This is a genomic window from Enterobacter sp. WP_7_1, from assembly GCF_003688535.1.
GTDB classification, from domain to species: domain Bacteria; phylum Pseudomonadota; class Gammaproteobacteria; order Enterobacterales; family Enterobacteriaceae; genus Enterobacter; species Enterobacter asburiae.
The window spans coordinates 513,314-533,539 of record NZ_REFK01000002.1 but is presented as its reverse complement, the minus strand read 5'-3'; the positions used below and the strand labels follow the sequence as shown (position 1 = coordinate 533,539).

Sequence of the window (20,226 nt, the reverse complement as noted above, 5' to 3'; positions counted from 1 at the left end):
AAGGATAAACCATGCACACCACATCACCGCTCTCTGCCCTGCGCCACTGGCTTGAGGCCAGTCAACTCGACGGGATGATCGTCCCGCGCGCGGATGCCTGGCAGAGCGAATACTGCGCGCCCTACGACGAAAAGCTGGCCTGGCTGACGGGCTTTGACGGCTCGGCCGGCGTGGCGCTGGTGTTGAAAAACAAAGCGCTGCTGTTCGTCGACGGGCGCTATCAGGTTCAGGCCCGCGTTCAGGTCAATATGGATGAGGTTGAGATCCACCACCTGCACAACGAGCCGCTGGCAGAATGGCTTGCAGAAAACGTTGCGGCAGGAACGCGCATCGGTTTTGACGCGCTGCTGATGACCAACTCGGAGTTTGAGCAACTGTCTGCTACGCAGTGCGAGCTGGTGCCTCTGAAAGCCTCGCCGTTTGATACGCTATGGACCGATCGCCCTGCCGCGCCGGCGGGGCTTATCCGTGAAATGCCGGTTGAACACAGCGGCGAACGCAGCGCGGACAAACGCCAGCGCGTCGCCGCCGTGCTGGCCGCAAACAATGCGGATTATCTCGCCGTTACCCTGCCGGATAACATCGCCTGGCTGCTAAACGTGCGCGGTGCGGATATTCCCTACAGCCCGGTACCGCTCTCCTTTGCCCTTCTCGGTCGTGACGGTCACGTTGAGTGGTTTGTTAACGACAATAAGCTCAGCGCCCTGCCTGGTAATGTGCGCAATGCGTTTACCGTTGCCCCGCAGGATACCTTTATTGAACGCTGCCAGCAGATTGCTGTAGGAAAACGGGTGATGGTTGATGCCGATTCCGCGCCGGTGGCACTGCGCTTCGCCATTGAGCCACGGGGAGAAATTGTCTGGCGGACCGACCCCATCACCCTGATGAAAGCGACTAAAAACCCGGTCGAGCTGGCAGGCTATCGCGAGTGCCATCACCAGGACGGGGCCGCGTGGGTCAACTTCCTCACCTGGCTGAGCCGTGAAGTGCCGCTGCGCGAGGCGGCTGGGCAACCGCTCACCGAGCTTGACGCACAGGCGCAGCAGCTTGCGTTCCGTCAACAGCAGCCCGGGTTCATCGAGCAGAGTTTTGAAACCATTTCCGCCTCTTCGAGCAATGCGGCGATGTGCCACTACCATTCGAGCGAGGCCAGCAATAAGCCTATCGGCCATGACCATTTTTACCTGAACGATTCCGGCGGCCAGTATGCTAACGGCACCACCGACGCCACGCGCACGCTGGCGTGGGGCAAAGTCGATCCGCAGCAGCGCCTGCACTACACTGCCGTGCTGAGAGGCTTCCTGTCGCTCATTACCCTGCAGTTTCCTTCCGGGACTCAGGGGCATCAGCTGGATGCGTTTGCGCGTCGCCCGCTGTGGGAGATGGGGCTGGATTACGATCACGGCACGGGGCACGGCGTGGGGCACCAGCTGCTGATCCATGAGAACCCGCATCGCATCGCCAAAAAGGTCAACCCGTGGCCGCTGGTGGCGGGCAATATCATGACTATCGAGCCGGGCTACTATCTGGGCGATAGCCACGGTATTCGTATTGAAAACCAGGTGGAGATTGTGGAGAGCCGTCCGGGGTTCTGCAGATTTGCCTCGCTGACGCTGATCCCGATCGGCTTAAGTCAGGTTGAGCTGCATCTGCTGAGCGAGCAGGAGAAACAGTGGCTGGATGCGTATCACCGGCAGGTACGTGAGGCGCTGTTACCTCTGGTGAATAGCGATGCGCGTCCGTGGCTGGTTGAGGCGACGGCGCCGATTAGTGTGTAATTTCGTGCGGTCTGGTGCCCTCACCCCAACCCTCTCCCACGGGAGAGGGTGCACACAGTAAAAACGGCAACAAGGTTGCCGTTTTGCATTTACCTTTCGCAGAAAAGCAAAAAGCCTGCTTTAAAAGCAGGCTTTTCAAATTTGGCTCCTCTGACTGGACTCGAACCAGTGACATACGGATTAACAGTCCGCCGTTCTACCGACTGAACTACAGAGGAATCGTGTGAACGGGGCGCATATTATCGATGCTCCCCCGGGATGTCAAAGGCAGAATGCACATTTCCGATCGTTTGCCGAATTATTCTCCACTTCGCGCAATTGTCAGGCATTTTTCCGCGGATATTTCCACAGCCAGCGCCCGCTGACCATCCGCCAGTAGAACAGCGCGCCCCGCACGGCCCAGTCGAGGAACATCCCCAGCCAGACGCCGACCACACCCCATCCGAGCATCACCCCGAGCGTATACCCCGCGACAACGCGACATCCCCACATGCCGAGCATCGATACCCACATCGCAAAGCGGGCATCGCGCGCCCCTTTCAGCCCGGCGGGCAATACCCATGAGGCCGCCCAGATGGGCATGAAGGCCGCGTTGAGCCAGATGAGGATCTTAACGACCTCTTTAACGTCGTCTTCGTGGGTATAGAACGAGGCCATCAGCCCGGCAAACGGCGCGGTTCCCCAGGCGATCAGCGTCAGCCCAATGGTCGACAGCCAGAAGACGTGCCGCAGCTGCCGCTCCGCCTGGCCTATCTGCCCTTTCCCGAGCCGTTTACCCGTAATGATGGTCGATGCCGAACCCAGCGCGTTACCCGGCAGGTTAATCAGCGAGGCAATAGAAAAGGCGATAAAGTTACCGGCGATAACGTCGGTCCCCATCCCGGCGACAAACATCTGCGTGAGCAGCTTCCCGCCGTTGAACAACACCGATTCAATGCTCGCGGGAATGCCGATCCCCATCACTTCCCAGATAATGGCGAAATTAAAGGGACGGAAATAGCTTTTCAGCGTCAGACGCAGCGAGGGGGTGATCCCCGCCATCAGCACCCCAATGATGGCTACCGCACCGATATAGCGTGAAATGGTTAACCCCAGTCCGGCACCAACGAACCCCAGCCCCTCCCACGAGAACACGCCGTAGATCAGCACGCTGCTGATAATGATATTCAGGATATTCATCCCGCCATTGATCAGCAGCGGAATTTTGGTGTTGCCCGCCCCGCGCAGCGCGCCGCTGCCAATCAGCGCAATGGCAGCCGCCGGATAGCTTAAGACGGTCATCTCCAGATAGGTCAGCGCCAGGTCTTTAACCTCGTTCGTGGCCTCCCCGGCGACAAAGTCGATAATCTCTTTACCGAAATAGTGGATCACCGCCGCCAGAACGATCGAAAAAATGGTCATGATCATCAGCGACTGGCGTGCCGCCTCGCGTGCACGTTTGGGATCAAGCTTGCCGAGGCTAAAAGCCACCACCACCGTCGTCCCGAGATCTATGGCGGCAAAGAACGAGATCACCACCATGTTAAAGCTGTCCGCCAGCCCAACCCCTGCCATCGCCTCTTTCCCCAGCCAGCTAACCAGGAAGGTGCTCAAAACCCCCATCAGCAGAACGCAGGTATTTTCCAGGAAGATAGGCACGGCAAGAGGGGTGATTTCACGCCAGAACAGGACACGATAGCTTTTACGTTTTGCATACCACGGCGTGCGCGTTATCGCCTGGCGTAAGGAGGCAGTGACGTTCAAAATGGACCTTAGCGAGAAAAGTTGAAACTCCATTTCAAATGATGGGGGACAAATGCTAATCCTGCAAAGTATTTTCCAGAAAAAGATGTGTTGATTTACAACAAACTGACGACAGAATCAGCAATCAGTCGATTTTCCCTAAGATCAGGTTTGACAAAAGTTTTTTCGCCGCTAAGATAAGCGTCCACAACGATTCCTCTGTAGTTCAGTCGGTAGAACGGCGGACTGTTAATCCGTATGTCACTGGTTCGAGTCCAGTCAGAGGAGCCAAATTTAAAAAGCCTGCTTTTAAAGCAGGCTTTTTGCTTTGCGGATGAGGGAAAATGAACGCTCTGTTTGTCTACGGCACGCTGCGCCCGGGCCACTCTAATGCGCATATTCTTGAAAACATTGGCGGCGAATGGCTGGCCGGTTCCGTATCCGGCACGTTTTACGAACGCGGCTGGGGCGCAGCGGCGGACTTCCCGGGAATTGTGCTCCACCCTGACGGACCCCGCGTCGAAGGCTATCTGTTTATCTCGGATAACCTTGCCGCACACTGGCAAATGCTGGACGAATTTGAAGACGGTTACGATCGGGTTGAGGTCACGGTGACCACCCTTGAAGGCAAGCAGGTTAAGGCCTGGATTTATCAGCTACAGCCGCGTTCTGAATCATAAAAAAAGGCTCTCTGTCACCAGAGAGCCTTTTTCACTATTCGCTGCGATTACTCGCTTTTTGCTTCGCCGTTTTTGATTTCGCCCATCACTTTCAGCTTCTTGGAGATGTCGCGACGCTCTTTGGACAGCTCAGCATTTTTGATGATGTAGTCATCAACGCGGTCTTCATAGTCGCTCTTCATGCTGGCGATGATGCCCTGAATAGCTTCAACGCTCATACCTGGCTTGATGTAGTCGCTCAGGTTGTCGAGCAGCAGAACACGTTTCTGGTTGTCACGGATCTTCTTCTCAACGTCCTGGATTTCACGCTGCAGCTTGTTTTTGCGGCGGAACAGGCGGACGAATTCCAGAACATCCTGGAACGAAGGCTTGGTAGTTTCCATTTTTACACCCCTGATAATGTGAGATTCGGATTCGTTAAGGCAACCGTTGTAACAATAACCTTACTGACAGCGGCTGCGAATGACAATGAGTATATCGTTTAAAGCTATCATAACCCCAATTGCTGCTGAATCGAAGCAGCAGGCGTCACATACGCCTTTTATTTGCGCAGCGCCCGGCAAATAAGGTGCGATAACAGCTCAAGCTGCCGCGCCAGTTCCATGCTCAGCCAGACATAGCCATGAATAGGCGTTTCCGCCACGTTATCGCTTTGGCGCTCATTGATTAGCTGCTTCAGCTCCGCAACGATCTCATTCAGCCGCTCGCTGTTGGCCAGTATCGGCTGCGGGTTCCCTTCATAGAGCGCATGGGCGATGGTCAACAGCGTTTGCTGCGTCATCTGCTGGGTCTCTTTAAGGGTCTGCGCGTTAAGCATCAACAGATGGCTGGGACGCGAGGCCCAGTGCGCGTTGATCTGCAGTTCAAGCATGCAGACCAGATTGCGGCTTACCGTCTGGATGGCTTCGAAAATCGATTTCTGAATATGGGTTTCTTTGCTGGCGGGCGTGATCAGGCCGCGCATTTTGACCACGTCGTTGAGGATCGTTTGCAGATGCTTTTCCAGCCGGGGACGCTCAACCAGATTCGGGGAAAAACCGGCCTGATAGACGCGGTTAAAGGCGGTGACGTAGTTCGCCATCTGAATACGCCAGTGCAGAAAAGCCCGCTGCGGCCAGATACCGGTGAAGAGCATGGCCAGCAGTGACCCCAGGATGACATCCCCGCTTCGCCACAGCGCGGTGGTCATATCCCCGGCGGGCGCACCGACAACCACCGCGAGCGTAATACCAATCAGCAGCGCCTGATACGGCCTCTTACCCAGCGCCAGCCAGCCGCACAGGAACATGGCGGCACCGCACCATGCCAGCATCACGGGAAATGAGATGAGCTCCAGCTTCAGGGCGATAAGCCCAAGGGCCGAGCCTAAAACCGTCCCGCCAATTCGCTCAAAGGCGCGCGGAACAACGTTTCCCCAAAACGAGATGGGCCCCATCACCACCACCAGCGTGATCAGCGGCCACGTCCCTTCCGGAACATCCAGCAAACGGACCAGCACAAACGTCAATACGAAAGCCAGCGCGATGCGACACCCGTGCACCACGCGGTAATGTTTGTACAACCGAATTTCAAAAGGGGTTAATGATTTGTCGGGACGCACACCCGCTCTCCAGCTACACGGCAAATCACAATTGTACTGTGTTTTCAGCCGGGCGGATCGCTCCCGGCTGAAAAACCCTTCATTTAGCAGGCTTAAGCCGTTTTATGCTCTACCGCGATATACATTTCGATATCCCAGTAGCCGTCTGCATTGCCGTCATTGAGATAGCGCTCGAAGCAGGGTTTGAGCGCCATCTGGTACTTATTGTCCTGCAGCAGGGAATTAAAGAACTGATACCACGGCGTGGCGAAGTCGTAGTTTTCAACGCGCGCCGTCGCCACGGCATAATCCCCGGCCGCGATTTCCGTCATCATGACGCCTTCGCTGTTTTCCGGGATAACGAAATCATCCGGTACCGTAACGGCCGTATCGCAGCGCAGTTTTTCTGCCGGGACCTCATCCGGATTATCGTAGTAGACCGCAACCCACTCCAGCGGCTCAATGTGGCGCCCGTCCACCCACATGACCAGCTGTTCAAAGCCCTGTTTTACCGTTTGTTCCCACGGTCCGACCAAATGAAAACCGGCAATCTTACGTTTCTTTTGCTGCTTGATGCTGTAGTCCATGCTGCCTCCATTTATTACTGTATATACATACACTATAAAGCGGATTCTGAGGGTTCAGCAAACGAGAAGTGTTTATTATGTGAGCAGACTCGCAACCCTGCCAGTCTGCTCGTCAACCGCTAGAGCGTGTGATGCAGATAATCGCTCATGCGAGAAAACAGTCCACCTTTATCAACGGCTTCCAGCGTCACCAGCGGCCAGTGCGCCACCACCTTGTCGCGGTCATAGAGCTGGATCTCCCCGACCCGTTGATGCGCAGCAATCGGCGCTTCCAGCTCTTTTTTATCCAGCACGTATTTGGCTTTGATGTTCGGCACTTCCGCTTTCGGCAGGGCCAGCCAGAAGTCCTGGTCGGTGCCCAGTTTCACCTGCTCCTTATCGCCGTACCAGATACGCTCTGTCCCCACTTTTTTACCGTTGTGCAGAATTTGCACCGTATCGAAGTTCTGCTGCCCCCAGTGCAGCAGTTTTCGGGCCTGGTCCTCACGCCCTTTCGGGCTGTCCGCCCCCATCACCACCGCGATTAAACGACGCTGCCCGTCAACGGCGGACGCAATCAGGTTAAAGCCCGCTCCCGAGGTGTGCCCCGTTTTAAGCCCGTCCACGTTCATGGTTTTATCCCACAGCAGGCCGTTACGGTTTTGCTGGGTGATCCCGTTCCAGGTCAGGCTCTTTTCGCTGTACATATGGTAAAACTCAGGCTCGCCGTGAATGATGGCCCGGGAAAGTACGGCCAGGTCATAGGCCGAGCTGTGCTGGCCCGGTGCGTCCAGCCCGTGGACGGTTTCAAAGTGCGTATCGCGCAGGTTCAGCTTCTGCACGTAGTCGTTCATCATCTTCACAAACTGCGGCTGGCCGCCCGCCACGTGATCGGCCAGCGCCACGCAGGCGTCGTTGCCGGAATCGACAATCAGACCGCGGCTTAAGTCACGCACGGAGACGCGATCGCCCTCTTTCAGGAACATCAGCGACGAGCCGTCAAAAACCGGGTTGCCTTTTGCCCACGCGTCACGCCCGACGGTGACAATGTCGTCCGGCGTAATGCGATGGCTATCAATGGCCCGATCGACCACATACCCCGTCATCAGCTTGGTCAGGCTCGCCGGATTACGTTGTTGATGTTCGTTGCCCGCCGTTAAGATCTGACCAGTCGTGTAGTCCATCAGCACCCAGGAGCCAGCCTGAATCGCCGGAGGCTGCGGCGAAAAATCCAGTGGTTCGGCCGCAAAAGCAGATGAGACACTCGAAGCGAGTAAAGAAACAGCAATAAACAGACGGCGTTTCAACGGTATATCCTCAGGTCATTAAAAATCGATGACCTTTTTACGGGAGTTCTGATGTCGTTACCTGGCTTAATTGCAAAAAAATGTGACAGAACGCAGATTTTTCTCTGAAGCTGGCGCGCAAATTTGCGTCACGGCGGTGCTTTTTATTCGGTCTGAACCGCACGATCGTTTACCATAGTGACGTCATTTTTTAACAGGATGGTATTACTGGTGTCTGACTCTGCCGCTCGCCCGACTTTTTTATTTCATGACTACGAAACCTTTGGCACGCATCCGGCGCTGGACCGACCGGCGCAGTTTGCCGCCATCCGTACCGACGACGAATTCAACATTATTGGCGAGCCTGAGGTCTTTTACTGCAAACCGGCTGATGACTACCTGCCGCAGCCCGGGGCGGTCATGGTCACCGGGATCACTCCTCAGGAAGCGCGCGAGAAAGGCGTTAACGAGGCAGAATTTGCCCGACGCATCCACGATCTGTTTACCGTCCCCAATACCTGCGTGGTCGGTTACAACAACATCCGCTTCGATGACGAAGTGACGCGCAACATCTTCTATCGTAACTTCTACGATCCCTATGCCTGGAGCTGGCAGAACCGCAATTCACGCTGGGATTTGCTCGACATCATGCGCGCCTGTTATGCCCTGCGTCCTGAGGGCATTAACTGGCCGGAAAATGAGGAAGGGCTGACGAGCTTCCGGCTGGAACACCTGACGCGCGCCAACGGCATCGAGCACAGCAATGCCCATGACGCGATGGCGGACGTCTATGCCACCATTGCCATGGCGAAGCTGGTGAAAAACGCGCAGCCCCGGCTGTTTGAGTATCTGCTGAGCCACCGCAGCAAACAGAAGCTCATGACCCTTATTGACGTACCGCAGATGAAACCCCTGGTGCATATCTCCGGCATGTTTGGCGCCTGGCGCGGGAATACCAGCTGGGTCGCCCCGCTGGCCTGGCATCCGGACAATCGTAATGCGGTCATCATGGTGGATTTAGCCGGCGATATTTCACCGCTGCTCGAGCTCGACAGCGATAGCCTGCGCGAACGGCTTTACACACCGAAAAATGAACTCGGCGATCTGCCTGCGGTGCCGGTCAAACTGGTGCATATCAATAAATGTCCGGTACTGGCGCAGGCGAATACGCTGCGCCCGGAAGATGCGGACAGACTGGGTATTAACCGGCAGCACTGCCTCGATAACCTGAAAGTGCTGCGCGATAACCCGCAGGTGCGCGAGAAAGTGGTCGCGATCTTTGCCGAGGCGGAGCCGTTCGTTCCGTCAGAAAACGTGGATGCCCAGCTCTACAACGGTTTCTTCAGCGATGCCGATCGCGCGACGATGAATATCGTTCTGCAAACCGAGCCGCGTAACTTACCGGCGCTGGATATTACTTTCGCCGATAAACGCATCGAAAAACTGATGTTTAACTACCGCGCGCGTAACTACCCCGGCACGCTGGACGAGGCAGAGCAGGAACGCTGGCTGCAGCACCGTCGCAATGTCTTTACTCAGGAGTTTCTTAACAGCTATGCCCAGGAGCTGGAAATGCTTTATGGCCAGTATGAAGGGAATGCTGAGAAACAGGCGCTGTTGAAATCCCTGTTCCAGTACGCTCAAGAGATTGTCTGAGCGAGGGGTATAAAAAAAGCCGGAGGCGATGTCTCCGGCTTTTTTTTGCCCGCTGGCACAGGCCTACGGGTGTGTCGTTTTGTAGGCCGGGCAAGCGCTAGCGCCACCCGGCGAGTCATTACGCGACGTCTTCGTACTGAGGAACCGGGTTACGGAAGCTCTTCGTGACGCAGGCCAGGTAAATCAGGCCGATACCCGCCCAAATCAGGCCAAGCACCATAGAGCTCTCTTCCAGGTTAACCCACAGCGCGCCCACGGTCAGGGCACCGCACATCGGCAGGAACAGATACTGGAAGTGGTCTTTCAGCGTCTTGTTACGCTTTTCACGGATCCAGAACTGAGAGATAACCGACAGGTTAACAAAGGTGAACGCCACCAGCGCACCGAAGTTAATCAGCGCCGTTGCCATCACCAGGTCAAAGTTAATCGCCAGCAGCGCAATGGCACCGACCAGGATGATGTTCATCGCCGGGGTACGCCAGGTTGGATGAACGTAGCCGAAGAAGCTTTTCGGGAATACGCCATCGCGGCCCATCACGTACATCAGACGCGCAACGCCTGCATGCGCGGCCATACCGGACGCCAGTACGGTAATGGTGGAGAAGATCAGCGCGCCAACCTGGAACGCTTTACCCGCCACATAGAGCATGATTTCCGGCTGAGACGCATCCGGATCTTTGAAGCGGGAGATATCCGGGAAGTACAGCTGCAGGAAATAGGTCGAGAAAATAAAGATCAGACCACCAATCAGCGCCGTCAGGAAGATTGCACGAGGGATCACGCGCTCTGCATCTTTCGTTTCTTCAGACAGGTTGCTGATGCCGTCAAAACCGGTAAAGGAGAAGCACAGAATGGTTGCCCCGGTAATCATCGGGATCACATGGGCATCACCAGACCAGAACGGCTTGCTGCTCGCCAGAGTGCCGGCACCTTCACCGTGGAACACACCGTAAATCACCATGCCAAGAATAACGGCAATCAGGACAACCTGAAGGACGACGATCACGGAGTTAAAGTTGGCAACGGACTTAATGCTGCGCAGGTTAAAGGCAGTCATAAAGGCCACCAGCGCCACGACGAACATCCAGGATGGAATCGACGGCACCAGCGCTTCAAAATAAATTTTTGCCAGCAGAATGTTGATCATCGGCGCGAACAGATAGTCGAGCAGCGAAGACCAGCCCACCATAAAGCCAACTGTCGGGCTGATGGATTTCTGGGCATAGGTGTAGGCGGAACCAGCAGACGGATAGCGACGTACCAGCTTACCGTAGCTCAGCGCGGTAAAGAGGATCGCAATCAGCGCGAAGCCGTATGCCGTCGGCACATGACCGTCTGTGAGGCCTGATACGATACCGAATGTATCGAACAGCGTCATCGGTTGCATATAGGCAAGGCCCATCATAACAACCGGAATCAACGTAAGCGTTTTACGTAATTCCACGCGAGAGGTGTTTGGAGTTGCGTTATGCGACATAGTTATTCTCCTTTACGGTGATAACCGCCACGTAAGCGAAAAAGTGCCCCATTTCTTTCTTCCTCAGCGACAACAACTGTCGGATTTTAGTAAATATCTATCCGGTACGAAGCCCGGCCTCTTGGTTTTTAGTTTCGTTTCGTACATGCAAAAAAAAATAACCGACGCCTTTTATATCGTCGATTATTCATTTGGTTGCAGCGGCGGCATTTTGCCCCACATCGGATACAAAAGGCAATACTTTGCAACGCCAGGTCCGTTTTTCTTTTTGCTAACTGGCTGATTTCTGGACGCCGGGCTGAGAGTAAACGGCGGCGATAGCACTATTTGCTAAAATCTCGTCTCGCCACCAGGCGCTTGCAAGCCCGGCAGTTTGTTCATTCCAGCCTACCCATACCGATTCATTACTGCTTTGAGCAAGTACCTGTTTTTCAACAAGCGCACCGCTGTCTATAAACCGCTGCGCCAGATAGCGGGGTAAATAGCCGCAGCCAAGGCCGCTTATTTGCAGTTCCAGCTTGGTTTTATAGTCGAAAACGGTAATGGCCTCCTGCTCATCAAGCAGCTGCGAGGAGACCGAACATTCCGGACGAGAGCTGTCCCCGACGACTATGGCGCGGTAGCCCTTAATCACGCGACGGTTAAGCGGCTCGGGTTCCTGAGCCAGCGGGTGATGAGGCGCTATGGCAAACACCTGCTCCAGCACGCCCAGCCGGGCAAAACCAAAATCACTCAGCTGGGGAGGCTCATGGAGTGCACCGACGAAAATGTCCGCCCTGCCCTGCGTTAAGGCATCCCAGGAGCCACCCAGCACGCCGTTGATAAAGATGAGCCGGGTCACGCTGTGGTGTTGATAGAAGGCTTCAATCAGCGGCGTCAGGAGAGAAAACGGAAAGGTATCATCCACGCCAATAACCAGCTCGTTTTCCCATCCCTGATGGAGTTTTACGGCCTGTTTTTCGAGCTCACGAACGGTATGGAGGACTTCACGGCCTTTTTCCAGCAGCATCTGTCCGGTACGGGTAAAACGAGCGCGGTGCCCGGAGCGATCGAGGATCTGAATATTGAGATCGCTCTCCAGTTTTTGAACGGTATAGCTCAGCGCAGATGGGGTTTTGTAGAGCTTTGCTGACGCAGCGGCAAAGCTCCCCTCTTTTTCCAGAGCATCCAGAATAATAAGAACATCCAGCAGCGGTTTCATGCTCGCCCCCCTTCTGGTGCGCGATCGTCTCCGCTGCGGGTCTTATTCCATGGGCATCACCAGCGGATCGGGATACTGATACTCAAACCCCAGCTCATGACAAATGCGATTGCCATCAACAATTTTGCCTTTACTGTCATCCTTTGCCTCACCGAAAACCGGCGCCGCCAGGCCCAGCTGACGTGCCATCAGCGGGTAAAACGTGCTGCGCGCCGGATGGGAAGGTGCACATATATTATAGATGTGTCCACCTTTCGGAGCCTGTAAGAGTAGCTCAATCGCGCTTACAACATCGTCAAGATGGACAAGATTGACGACATGCTGGCCGTCCGGCGCAGATTTTCCGGCAAAAAAGCGTCCCGGATGGCGGCCAGGGCCCACCAGCCCCGCCAGACGTACGATATCGACCTGCGTGCCGGGAAGATTATGCAGCCAGTCTTCCAGCTCTTTCAGAACCTGACCGCTCGCCGTAACGGGACGGCGCTCGGAACTCTCCTTAACAACGCCTTCAACCTCGCCATAGACCGACGTCGAGCTGGTAAAAATGATGCGCGGAACATGGTGCGCCAGTGCGCTGTCGACGATCTCCTGCATCGCCTGCAGATAAAACGACTCGCCCGGCCCGCTGCGCCGCGCGGGGAGCGTGATCACCAGCGCATCGACGTTCATCAGCGTGTCCAGATCGTCAGCATCACACACCAGCTCCGGTTCAAGGCGCAGTTCAACGCCGTCAATACCGCACATGCGCGCTGCCTCCACCCCATCCGCCGTTGTTTTGCTCCCGGTCACCTGCCAGCCTTTCGCGGCTAATGACATCGCCAGCGGCATTCCCAGCCATCCTAAACCGACAATCGCGACCTTTTTCATGCGAATTCTCCTGACTCTTACTCGTCTTTTATAAGGCTACGCCAGCCCGGCAGAACACACAATTCATAGCATCAATATGAAATGAATTAATGATCAAAAAAAGCCCTTGCAATATGTCGTACAACTGGTTTAGGTTAAAAGACATCAAATGAATAAGCATTCATCGAGAATTTATATGACACGCGTTCAATTTAAACACCACCATCATCACCATCATCCTGACTAGTCTTTCAGGCGATGTGTGCTGGAAGACGTTTGGATCTTCCAGTGGTGCATGAACGCATGAAAAAGCCCCCGGAAGATCTTCTTCCGGGGGCTTTTTTTTGGACCGAATTCAGACAGGTTAAAACAGGTTAACGAGGAATAAAGAATGTTAGATAACTCACGCTTACGCATAGCTATTCAAAAATCAGGCCGTTTGAGCGATGACTCACGCGAACTGCTGGCCCGCTGCGGGATTAAAATTAACCTGCACACCCAGCGCCTGATTGCTCTGGCTGAAAACATGCCCATCGACATTCTGCGCGTGCGTGATGACGATATTCCCGGCCTGGTCATGGACGGCGTCGTTGACCTCGGCATCATCGGGGAAAACGTGCTGGAAGAAGAGCTGCTGACCCGCCGCGCGCAGGGCGAAGATCCGCGTTATTTCACCCTGCGTCGTCTGGACTTCGGCGGCTGCCGCCTGTCGCTGGCTACGCCGGTTGACGAAGCGTGGGACGGCCCGGCCGCGCTGAACGGCAAACGTATTGCCACCTCTTACCCTCACCTGTTAAAGCGTTATCTCGACCAGAAAGGCGTGCAGTTTAAATCCTGCCTGCTGAACGGCTCCGTTGAAGTGGCGCCGCGTGCGGGTCTGGCTGACGCCATCTGCGATCTCGTCTCGACCGGCGCGACGCTGGAAGCGAACGGTCTGCGCGAAGTGGAAGTGATCTACCGCTCTAAAGCGTGCCTGATTCAGCGCGACGGCGAGATGGCCGATGCCAAGCAGCAGCTGATCGACAAGCTGCTGACCCGTATTCAGGGCGTGATTCAGGCGCGTGAGTCCAAATACATCATGATGCACGCCCCAACCGAGCGTCTGGATGAAGTGATTGCCCTGCTGCCGGGCGCTGAGCGTCCAACGATCCTGCCGCTGGCGGGCGATCAGCAGCGCGTGGCGATGCACATGGTGAGCAGCGAAACCCTGTTCTGGGAAACCATGGAAAAACTGAAGGCGCTGGGCGCAAGCTCCATCCTGGTGCTGCCTATTGAGAAGATGATGGAGTAATGGCCATGAGCTTTAACACAATCATCGACTGGAATACCTGTAGCGACGCACAGCAGCGCGATCTGCTGATGCGCCCGGCGATTTCCGCCTCAGAAAGCATCTCACGCACCGTGGCCGAGATCCTGGACAACGTCAAAGCACGTGGCGATGACGCGCTGCGTGAATACAGCGAGAAGTTTGATAAGACGGAAGTCGGCGCATTACGGGTTACCGAGCAGGAAATCATTGATGCCAGCAATCGTCTGGGTGACGACATCAAACAGGCGATGGCCGTCGCGGTGAAAAACATTGATACCTTCCACACCGCGCAAAAGCTGCAGACCGTGGATGTTGAAACCCTGCCCGGCGTGCGTTGCCAGCAGGTCACGCGCCCGGTTGCATCCGTCGGCCTCTATATTCCCGGCGGCTCTGCCCCGCTTTTCTCCACCGTATTGATGCTGGCGACTCCCGCACGCATTGCCGGGTGTCAGAAAGTGGTGCTGTGCTCACCGCCACCGATTGCCGACGAGATCCTTTATGCGGCGAAGCTGTGCGGCGTGCAGGCGGTATATAAAGTGGGCGGCGCGCAGGCGATTTCAGCCCTGGCGTTCGGCACGGAATCCATTCCGAAGGTCGACAAGATTTTTGGCCCGGGCAATGCGTACGTGACCGAAGCCAAGCGTCAGGTCAGCCAGCGTCTGGACGGCGCGGCCATCGATATGCCTGCCGGCCCGTCTGAGGTGCTGGTGATTGCCGACAGCGGCGCAACGCCGGACTTCGTGGCGTCCGACCTGCTTTCTCAGGCGGAACACGGCCCGGACTCGCAGGTCATCCTGCTGACGCCGGACGCCGATATGGCGAAACGCGTGGGCGAAGCCGTGGAGCGTCAGCTTGCCGACCTGCCCCGCGCCGACACGGCACGTCAGGCACTAGCGGCCAGCCGCCTGATTGTGGCGCGCGACCTGGCGCAGTGCATTGCCATCTCCAACCAGTACGGTCCGGAGCACCTGATTATTCAGACCCGCAGCGCGCGCGATCTGGTCGACAGCATTACCAGCGCAGGCTCGGTGTTCCTCGGCGACTGGTCACCGGAGTCTGCGGGCGATTACGCCTCCGGCACCAACCACGTGCTGCCCACGTATGGCTACACCTCAACCTGTTCGAGCCTGGGCCTGGCGGATTTCCAGAAACGCATGACCGTTCAGGAGCTCTCCCGCGAAGGGTTTGCGTCACTGGCGTCTACAATTGAAACCCTCGCTGCCGCCGAGCGGCTGACCGCCCACAAAAATGCCGTTACGCTGCGCGTTGCAGCTCTGAAGGAGCAAGCATGAACATTGAAGAATTAGCCCGAGAAAATGTCCGTCGCCTGACGCCTTACCAGTCCGCGCGTCGTCTCGGCGGCAAAGGGGATGTCTGGCTGAACGCCAACGAATTCCCGACGGCGGTGCAGTTTGAGCTGTCGCAGCAAACGCTGAACCGCTATCCGGAATGTCAGCCGAAAGCGGTGATTGAAAACTACGCGCAGTATGCGGGAGTGAAGCCAGAGCAGGTGCTGGTCAGTCGCGGCGCTGATGAGGGCATTGAACTGCTGATCCGCGCCTTCTGCGAGCCGGGCAAAGACGCGGTGATGTACTGCCAGCCTACCTACGGCATGTACAGCGTTAGCGCGGAAACCTTCGGCGTGGCGTGCCGCAACGTGCAGGCGCTGGAGAACTGGCAGCTGGATTTGCAGGGCATTGCCGACAATCTCGATGGCGTAAAAGTGGTGTTTGTCTGTAGCCCGAACAACCCGACCGGACAGATTATCAACCCGCAGGATATCCGCACCCTGCTGGAGATGACGCGCGGTAAAGCCCTGGTGGTGGCCGACGAAGCCTACATCGAGTTCTGCCCGCAGGCGACGCTGGCAGGCTGGCTGGAGGAGTACCCGCACCTGGTGGTACTGCGTACGCTGTCGAAAGCCTTTGCCCTTGCGGGTCTGCGCTGCGGATTCACGCTGGCGAATAAAGAGGTCATCGACCTGCTGCTGAAAGTGATCGCCCCGTACCCGCTCTCGACGCCGGTTGCCGATATTGCCGCACAGGCGCTGACGCCACAGGGGATCAACGCGATGCGCGAGCGCGTGGCGCAAATTCTGGAGGAACGTCAGTATCTGGTGACCGCCCTGAAGGATATCTCATGCGTGGAGCAGGTATTCGACTCAGAAACCAACTACATCCTGGTGCGCTTCATCGCCTCCAGTGCCGTATTTAAATCTTTATGGGATCAGGGCATTATCTTACGAGACCAGAATAAACAACCTTCTCTGAGCGGGTGCCTGCGCATTACCGTAGGCACCCGTGCAGAGAGCCAGCGCGTGATTGACGCCCTGAAAGCGGAGAAAATATGACCCAGAAGATCCTTTTCATCGATCGTGACGGCACCCTTATTTCGGAGCCACCAGCCGATTTTCAGGTCGACCGATTCGACAAGCTGGCTTTTGAACCGGACGTTATCCCGGAGCTACTCAAGCTGCAAAAAGCAGGCTTTAAGCTGGTGATGATCACCAACCAGGATGGTCTGGGTACCGACAGCTTCCCGCAGGCAGACTTTGACGGCCCGCATAATCTGATGATGCAGGTGCTGACCTCTCAGGGCGTGGTATTTGATGAAGTGCTGATTTGCCCGCACATGCCGGCCGACGAGTGCGACTGCCGTAAGCCAAAGGTGAAGCTGGTAGAGCGTTACCTGGCTGAAGATGCGCTGGATAAAACCAACAGCTATGTCATCGGCGATCGCATCACCGATATTACGCTGGCGGAAAACATGGGCATCGCGGGGCTGCGCTACGACCGCAACAACCTTAACTGGGCGAAGATTGGCGAGCAGCTGACAAAACGCGACCGCTATTCCCACGTTGAGCGCAACACTAAAGAGACGCAGATTGACGTGAAGGTCTGGCTGGACCGTGAAGGTGGCAGCAAGATCCACACCGGCGTCGGTTTCTTCGATCACATGCTGGATCAGATTGCCACCCACGGCGGCTTCCGCATGGAGATCGCGGTAAAAGGCGACCTCTATATCGACGATCACCACACCGTGGAAGATACCGGCCTGGCGCTGGGCGAGGCCCTGAAGCTGGCGCTCGGCGATAAGCGCGGCATTAACCGTTTTGGCTTTGTCCTGCCGATGGACGAGTGTCTGGCGCGCTGCGCGATGGACATCTCCGGTCGTCCGCACCTGGAATATAAAGCCGATTTCACCTATCAGCGCGTGGGCGATCTGAGCACCGAAATGGTGGAGCACTTCTTCCGCTCACTGTCCTACACCATGGGCCTGACGCTGCACCTGAAGACCAAGGGCAAGAACGATCACCACCGCGTGGAGAGCCTCTTTAAAGCCTTTGGCCGTACCCTTCGCCAGGCAATTCGCGTGGAAGGTGACGCCCTTCCCTCGTCGAAAGGAGTGTTGTAATGAACGTGGTGATTCTGGATACCGGATGCGCCAACCTGAACTCCGTGAAATCGGCCATTGCGCGCCACGGCTATGAGCCGGCGGTGAGCCGTGACCCGGACGTGGTGCTGCGCGCCGACAAACTCTTTTTACCGGGCGTGGGAACCGCGCAGGCAGCGATGGATCAGATTCGCGAACGTGAGCTGGTCGATCTGATCAAAGCCTGTACCCAGCCGGTGCTGGGCATTTGCCTTGGCATGCAGATCCTGGGCCGTCGCAGCGAAGAGAGCAACGGCGTTGACCTGCTGGGTATTATTGACGAAGACGTGCCGAAAATGACCGACCACGGCCTGCCTCTGCCGCACATGGGCTGGAACCGCGTTTACGCTAAAGCGGGCGACAGGCTGTTTCGCGGCATCGAAGATGGTGCGTATTTTTACTTCGTGCACAGCTACGCCATGCCGGTGAACGTGAACACGATCGCCCAGTGCACCTACGGCGAGGCGTTTACGGCAGCCGTACAGAAAGACAATTTCTTCGGCGTGCAGTTTCACCCGGAGCGCTCTGGCGCCGCGGGCGCGCAGCTGCTGAAAAACTTCCTGGAGATGTGATGATTATTCCCGCTTTAGATTTAATTGACGGTACGGTTGTTCGTCTCCACCAGGGCGATTATGGCCAGCAGCGCGACTACGGAAACGACCCGCTGCCGCGTCTGCAGGATTATGCCGCTCAGGGTGCGCAGGTATTGCACCTCGTGGATTTGACGGGCGCGAAAGACCCGGCGAAACGCCAGATCCCGCTGCTTAAACAACTTGTTGCGGGTGTTGATGTGCCCGTCCAGGTCGGCGGCGGCGTGCGTACGGAAGATGACGTCGCGGCGCTGCTGGACGCTGGCGTGGCCCGCGTGGTGGTGGGTTCAACCGCCGTGAAAGATCCTGAGACCGTGAAAGGCTGGTTCCGCCGCTTTGGCGCCGATGCCCTGGTCCTGGCGCTGGACGTGCGTATTGATGAACAGGGTAATAAGCAGGTGGCCGTTAGCGGCTGGCAGGAAAACTCCGGCGTGACGCTGGAAGAGCTGGTCGATATCTATCTTCCCGTTGGTCTGAAGCACGTGTTGTGCACGGACATATCCCGGGACGGAACGCTGGCGGGCTCCAACGTCTCGCTGTATGAAGAGGTCTGCGCGCGTTATCCGCAGGTAGCGTTCCAGTCTTCTGGCGGTATCGGTGATATAGAGGACGTGGCCGCGCTGCGCGGTACCGGTGTGCAAGGTGTGATTGTGGGCCGGGCCCTGCTGGAAGGAAAATTTACTGTGACGGAGGCGATTCAATGCTGGCAAAACGGATAATCCCCTGCCTGGACGTACGCGATGGTCAGGTCGTGAAAGGCGTGCAGTTCCGCAACCACGAGATCATTGGCGACATCGTCCCGCTGGCAAAACGCTATGCCGATGAAGGCGCCGACGAGCTGGTTTTTTATGATATTACCGCTTCAAGCGATGGCCGCGTGGTCGATAAAAGCTGGGTGGCACGCGTGGCGGAAGTGATCGACATTCCGTTCTGCGTGGCGGGCGGGATTAAGTCCGCTGACGACGCCGCCAAAATTCTCTCGTTTGGCGCCGACAAGATTTCTATCAACTCCCCTGCCCTGGCCGACCCGGAGCTTATTACCCGCCTTGCAGATCGTTTTGGCGTGCAGTGTATTGTGGTTGGGATCGACACCTGGTATGACGCCGCAACGGGCAAGTACCACGTAAACCAGTACACCGGGGATGAAAGCCGCACGCGCGTGACGCAGTGGGAAACGCTCGACTGGGTGCAGGAAGTGCAGAAGCGTGGCGCGGGTGAAATTGTCCTCAACATGATGAACCAGGACGGCGTGCGTAACGGGTATGACCTCGAGCAACTGAAAAAAGTCCGTGCGGTCTGCCACGTTCCGCTGATTGCCTCCGGCGGTGCGGGCACCATGGAACACTTCCTTGAAGCCTTCCGCGATGCCAACGTGGACGGCGCGCTGGCCGCGTCCGTGTTCCACAAACAGATTATTAATATTGGTGAGTTAAAAACGTACCTGGCCGGCCAGGGCGTGGAGATCAGGGTATGTTAACAGAGCAACAACAGGCGCAGCTGGACTGGGAAAAAACTGACGGATTACTGCCGGTGGTTGTCCAGCATGCCGTCTCAGGCGAAGTGCTGATGCTGGGATATATGAACCAGGACGCGCTGACGAAAACAATCGACAGCGGCAAAGTGACCTTTTACTCGCGCACGAAACAGCGCCTGTGGACCAAAGGCGAAACCTCGGGTCATTTCCTGAACGTGGTCAGCATGGCGCCTGACTGCGATAACGATACCCTGCTCGTGCTGGCAAACCCAATCGGCCCAACCTGCCATAAGGGCACCAGCAGCTGCTTCGGCGAGACGAGCCACCAGTGGTTGTTCCTGTATCAACTGGAGCAACTGCTTGCAGAGCGTAAAACGGCTGATCCCGAGAGCTCCTACACCGCGAAGCTGTACGCCAGCGGAACCAAGCGTATTGCACAGAAGGTGGGTGAAGAAGGCGTTGAAACCGCACTGGCCGCGACCGTACATGACCGCGAGGAGCTGACGAATGAAGCGTCTGATTTGATGTACCACCTGCTGGTGCTGCTGCAGGATCAGGAGCTGGATTTGACGGCGGTGATTGAAAATCTTCGCAAACGTCACAAATAAAAAAACCGGGGATATTCCCCGG

The 20,226-nt window shown here is 56.5% G+C and carries 21 protein-coding genes, 2 tRNA genes and 1 other annotated feature; of the genes, 13 read left to right on the top strand and 10 right to left on the bottom strand.

Features of this window, described 5'->3' with window-relative positions:
* Nucleotides 1-11 precede the first annotated feature (11 nt).
* Nucleotides 12-1,778: an aminopeptidase P family protein gene (locus tag BJ885_RS11800; RefSeq protein WP_121931992.1), complete on the top strand. Its 1,767-nt coding sequence runs from the start codon at nt 12-14 to the stop codon at nt 1,776-1,778.
* A 142-nt stretch (nt 1,779-1,920) separates the two neighbouring features.
* Here BJ885_RS11800 and BJ885_RS11795 read toward each other — a convergent pair.
* Together BJ885_RS11795 and emmdR are read right to left on the bottom strand one after the other, a co-directional pair.
* Nucleotides 1,921-1,996, bottom strand: a tRNA-Asn gene (locus tag BJ885_RS11795).
* 103 nt (nt 1,997-2,099) lie between these two features.
* Entirely contained in the window at nt 2,100-3,554 is a 1,455-nt protein-coding gene (emmdR, locus tag BJ885_RS11790) for a multidrug efflux MATE transporter EmmdR (protein WP_121931991.1), read from the bottom strand.
* Between the two features lie 161 nt (nt 3,555-3,715).
* Between emmdR and BJ885_RS11785 the strand changes: the two genes are divergently transcribed.
* Nucleotides 3,716-3,791, top strand: a tRNA-Asn gene (locus BJ885_RS11785).
* 53 nt (nt 3,792-3,844) lie between these two features.
* On the top strand, nt 3,845-4,180 hold the full coding sequence (locus BJ885_RS11780; RefSeq protein WP_121931990.1) for a gamma-glutamylcyclotransferase family protein: 336 nt from the start codon (nt 3,845-3,847) through the stop codon (nt 4,178-4,180).
* A 47-nt stretch (nt 4,181-4,227) separates the two neighbouring features.
* Here the strand turns inward: BJ885_RS11780 and BJ885_RS11775 are convergent, their stop codons facing one another.
* The 4 genes from BJ885_RS11775 to dacD all read right to left on the bottom strand — a co-directional run bounded on the left by BJ885_RS11775 (nt 4,228) and on the right by dacD (nt 7,632).
* Nucleotides 4,228-4,563 (bottom strand): DUF496 family protein, encoded by a 336-nt coding sequence (locus BJ885_RS11775; RefSeq protein WP_008499467.1) that lies wholly within the window; start codon nt 4,561-4,563, stop codon nt 4,228-4,230.
* Nucleotides 4,564-4,721: 158 nt separating this feature from the next.
* Nucleotides 4,722-5,780: an FUSC family protein gene (locus BJ885_RS11770; protein ID WP_023312358.1), complete on the bottom strand. Its 1,059-nt coding sequence runs from the start codon at nt 5,778-5,780 to the stop codon at nt 4,722-4,724.
* A gap of 92 nt (nt 5,781-5,872) precedes the next feature.
* Nucleotides 5,873-6,346 (bottom strand): DNA gyrase inhibitor SbmC, encoded by a 474-nt coding sequence (sbmC, locus tag BJ885_RS11765; protein ID WP_029739252.1) that lies wholly within the window; start codon nt 6,344-6,346, stop codon nt 5,873-5,875.
* A 119-nt stretch (nt 6,347-6,465) separates the two neighbouring features.
* Complete coding sequence (gene dacD / locus BJ885_RS11760) at nt 6,466-7,632, bottom strand: serine-type D-Ala-D-Ala carboxypeptidase DacD (protein WP_045887846.1); 1,167 nt, start codon at nt 7,630-7,632, stop codon at nt 6,466-6,468.
* Between the two features lie 198 nt (nt 7,633-7,830).
* Between dacD and sbcB the strand changes: the two genes are divergently transcribed.
* Nucleotides 7,831-9,267, top strand: a complete 1,437-nt coding sequence (gene sbcB / locus BJ885_RS11755; protein WP_375714066.1) for an exodeoxyribonuclease I — start codon at nt 7,831-7,833, stop codon at nt 9,265-9,267.
* A 118-nt stretch (nt 9,268-9,385) separates the two neighbouring features.
* On the opposite strand, the gene plaP is transcribed toward sbcB, so the two are convergent.
* From plaP to BJ885_RS11735, 4 genes are all read right to left on the bottom strand, one after another.
* Nucleotides 9,386-10,744 carry a putrescine/proton symporter PlaP gene (plaP, locus tag BJ885_RS11750; protein WP_023312362.1) on the bottom strand — a complete coding sequence of 453 codons (1,359 nt, stop codon included), beginning with the start codon at nt 10,742-10,744 and terminating at the stop codon, nt 9,386-9,388.
* Nucleotides 10,734-10,796 carry a membrane protein YoeI gene (yoeI, locus tag BJ885_RS23575; protein WP_103791507.1) on the bottom strand — a complete coding sequence of 21 codons (63 nt, stop codon included), beginning with the start codon at nt 10,794-10,796 and terminating at the stop codon, nt 10,734-10,736. The genes plaP and yoeI overlap by 11 nt, the downstream gene beginning before the upstream one ends.
* Before the next feature lie 219 nt (nt 10,797-11,015).
* Nucleotides 11,016-11,945 (bottom strand): LysR substrate-binding domain-containing protein, encoded by a 930-nt coding sequence (locus tag BJ885_RS11740; RefSeq protein ID WP_033145949.1) that lies wholly within the window; start codon nt 11,943-11,945, stop codon nt 11,016-11,018.
* Nucleotides 11,946-11,987: 42 nt separating this feature from the next.
* Nucleotides 11,988-12,812: an SDR family oxidoreductase gene (locus BJ885_RS11735; RefSeq protein ID WP_121931988.1), complete on the bottom strand. Its 825-nt coding sequence runs from the start codon at nt 12,810-12,812 to the stop codon at nt 11,988-11,990.
* Nucleotides 12,813-12,987: 175 nt separating this feature from the next.
* On the opposite strand from BJ885_RS11735, the gene hisL reads away from it, so the two are divergent.
* The 9 genes from hisL (at nt 12,988) to hisIE (ending at nt 20,204) form a co-directional block, all read left to right on the top strand.
* On the top strand, nt 12,988-13,038 hold the full coding sequence (gene hisL, locus BJ885_RS11730; protein ID WP_001364200.1) for a his operon leader peptide: 51 nt from the start codon (nt 12,988-12,990) through the stop codon (nt 13,036-13,038).
* Nucleotides 13,014-13,137 (top strand) — a sequence feature (His leader region). It overlaps the preceding gene by 25 nt.
* Nucleotides 13,138-13,182: 45 nt before the next feature.
* A complete protein-coding gene (gene hisG, locus BJ885_RS11725; RefSeq protein WP_000886595.1) occupies nt 13,183-14,082 on the top strand; it encodes an ATP phosphoribosyltransferase in 900 nt (299 codons plus the stop codon).
* Nucleotides 14,083-14,087: 5 nt separating this feature from the next.
* Nucleotides 14,088-15,392 carry a histidinol dehydrogenase gene (hisD, locus tag BJ885_RS11720; RefSeq protein ID WP_121932101.1) on the top strand — a complete coding sequence of 435 codons (1,305 nt, stop codon included), beginning with the start codon at nt 14,088-14,090 and terminating at the stop codon, nt 15,390-15,392.
* Complete coding sequence (gene hisC, locus BJ885_RS11715; protein ID WP_121931987.1) at nt 15,389-16,450, top strand: histidinol-phosphate transaminase; 1,062 nt, start codon at nt 15,389-15,391, stop codon at nt 16,448-16,450. The genes hisD and hisC overlap by 4 nt, the downstream gene beginning before the upstream one ends.
* Complete coding sequence (hisB, locus tag BJ885_RS11710; RefSeq protein ID WP_121931986.1) at nt 16,447-17,514, top strand: bifunctional histidinol-phosphatase/imidazoleglycerol-phosphate dehydratase HisB; 1,068 nt, start codon at nt 16,447-16,449, stop codon at nt 17,512-17,514. The genes hisC and hisB overlap by 4 nt, the downstream gene beginning before the upstream one ends.
* Nucleotides 17,514-18,104 carry an imidazole glycerol phosphate synthase subunit HisH gene (gene hisH, locus BJ885_RS11705; RefSeq protein WP_023336242.1) on the top strand — a complete coding sequence of 197 codons (591 nt, stop codon included), beginning with the start codon at nt 17,514-17,516 and terminating at the stop codon, nt 18,102-18,104. The genes hisB and hisH overlap by 1 nt, the downstream gene beginning before the upstream one ends.
* A complete protein-coding gene (hisA, locus tag BJ885_RS11700; RefSeq protein ID WP_047647359.1) occupies nt 18,104-18,841 on the top strand; it encodes a 1-(5-phosphoribosyl)-5-[(5-phosphoribosylamino)methylideneamino]imidazole-4-carboxamide isomerase in 738 nt (245 codons plus the stop codon). Before hisH ends, hisA begins: the two co-directional genes overlap by 1 nt.
* Entirely contained in the window at nt 18,823-19,599 is a 777-nt protein-coding gene (gene hisF, locus BJ885_RS11695; protein WP_023312370.1) for an imidazole glycerol phosphate synthase subunit HisF, read from the top strand. The genes hisA and hisF overlap by 19 nt, the downstream gene beginning before the upstream one ends.
* Nucleotides 19,593-20,204: a bifunctional phosphoribosyl-AMP cyclohydrolase/phosphoribosyl-ATP diphosphatase HisIE gene (hisIE, locus tag BJ885_RS11690; RefSeq protein WP_029739243.1), complete on the top strand. Its 612-nt coding sequence runs from the start codon at nt 19,593-19,595 to the stop codon at nt 20,202-20,204. The genes hisF and hisIE overlap by 7 nt, the downstream gene beginning before the upstream one ends.
* Nucleotides 20,205-20,226 lie beyond the last annotated feature (22 nt).

Coding starts and splice junctions, on each gene's coding strand:
- BJ885_RS11800 (WP_121931992.1), top strand. CDS start 12: ATGCACACCACATCACCGCTCTCTGCCCTGCGCCACTGGCTTGAGGCC.
- emmdR (WP_121931991.1), bottom strand. CDS start 3,554: ATGGAGTTTCAACTTTTCTCGCTAAGGTCCATTTTGAACGTCACTGCC.
- BJ885_RS11780 (WP_121931990.1), top strand. CDS start 3,845: ATGAACGCTCTGTTTGTCTACGGCACGCTGCGCCCGGGCCACTCTAAT.
- BJ885_RS11775 (WP_008499467.1), bottom strand. CDS start 4,563: ATGGAAACTACCAAGCCTTCGTTCCAGGATGTTCTGGAATTCGTCCGC.
- sbmC (WP_029739252.1), bottom strand. CDS start 6,346: ATGGACTACAGCATCAAGCAGCAAAAGAAACGTAAGATTGCCGGTTTT.
- sbcB (WP_375714066.1), top strand. CDS start 7,831: ATGGTATTACTGGTGTCTGACTCTGCCGCTCGCCCGACTTTTTTATTT.
- plaP (WP_023312362.1), bottom strand. CDS start 10,744: ATGTCGCATAACGCAACTCCAAACACCTCTCGCGTGGAATTACGTAAA.
- BJ885_RS11740 (WP_033145949.1), bottom strand. CDS start 11,945: ATGAAACCGCTGCTGGATGTTCTTATTATTCTGGATGCTCTGGAAAAA.
- BJ885_RS11735 (WP_121931988.1), bottom strand. CDS start 12,812: ATGAAAAAGGTCGCGATTGTCGGTTTAGGATGGCTGGGAATGCCGCTG.
- hisG (WP_000886595.1), top strand. CDS start 13,183: ATGTTAGATAACTCACGCTTACGCATAGCTATTCAAAAATCAGGCCGT.
- hisD (WP_121932101.1), top strand. CDS start 14,088: ATGAGCTTTAACACAATCATCGACTGGAATACCTGTAGCGACGCACAG.
- hisC (WP_121931987.1), top strand. CDS start 15,389: ATGAACATTGAAGAATTAGCCCGAGAAAATGTCCGTCGCCTGACGCCT.
- hisB (WP_121931986.1), top strand. CDS start 16,447: ATGACCCAGAAGATCCTTTTCATCGATCGTGACGGCACCCTTATTTCG.
- hisH (WP_023336242.1), top strand. CDS start 17,514: ATGAACGTGGTGATTCTGGATACCGGATGCGCCAACCTGAACTCCGTG.
- hisA (WP_047647359.1), top strand. CDS start 18,104: ATGATTATTCCCGCTTTAGATTTAATTGACGGTACGGTTGTTCGTCTC.
- hisF (WP_023312370.1), top strand. CDS start 18,823: ATGCTGGCAAAACGGATAATCCCCTGCCTGGACGTACGCGATGGTCAG.
- hisIE (WP_029739243.1), top strand. CDS start 19,593: ATGTTAACAGAGCAACAACAGGCGCAGCTGGACTGGGAAAAAACTGAC.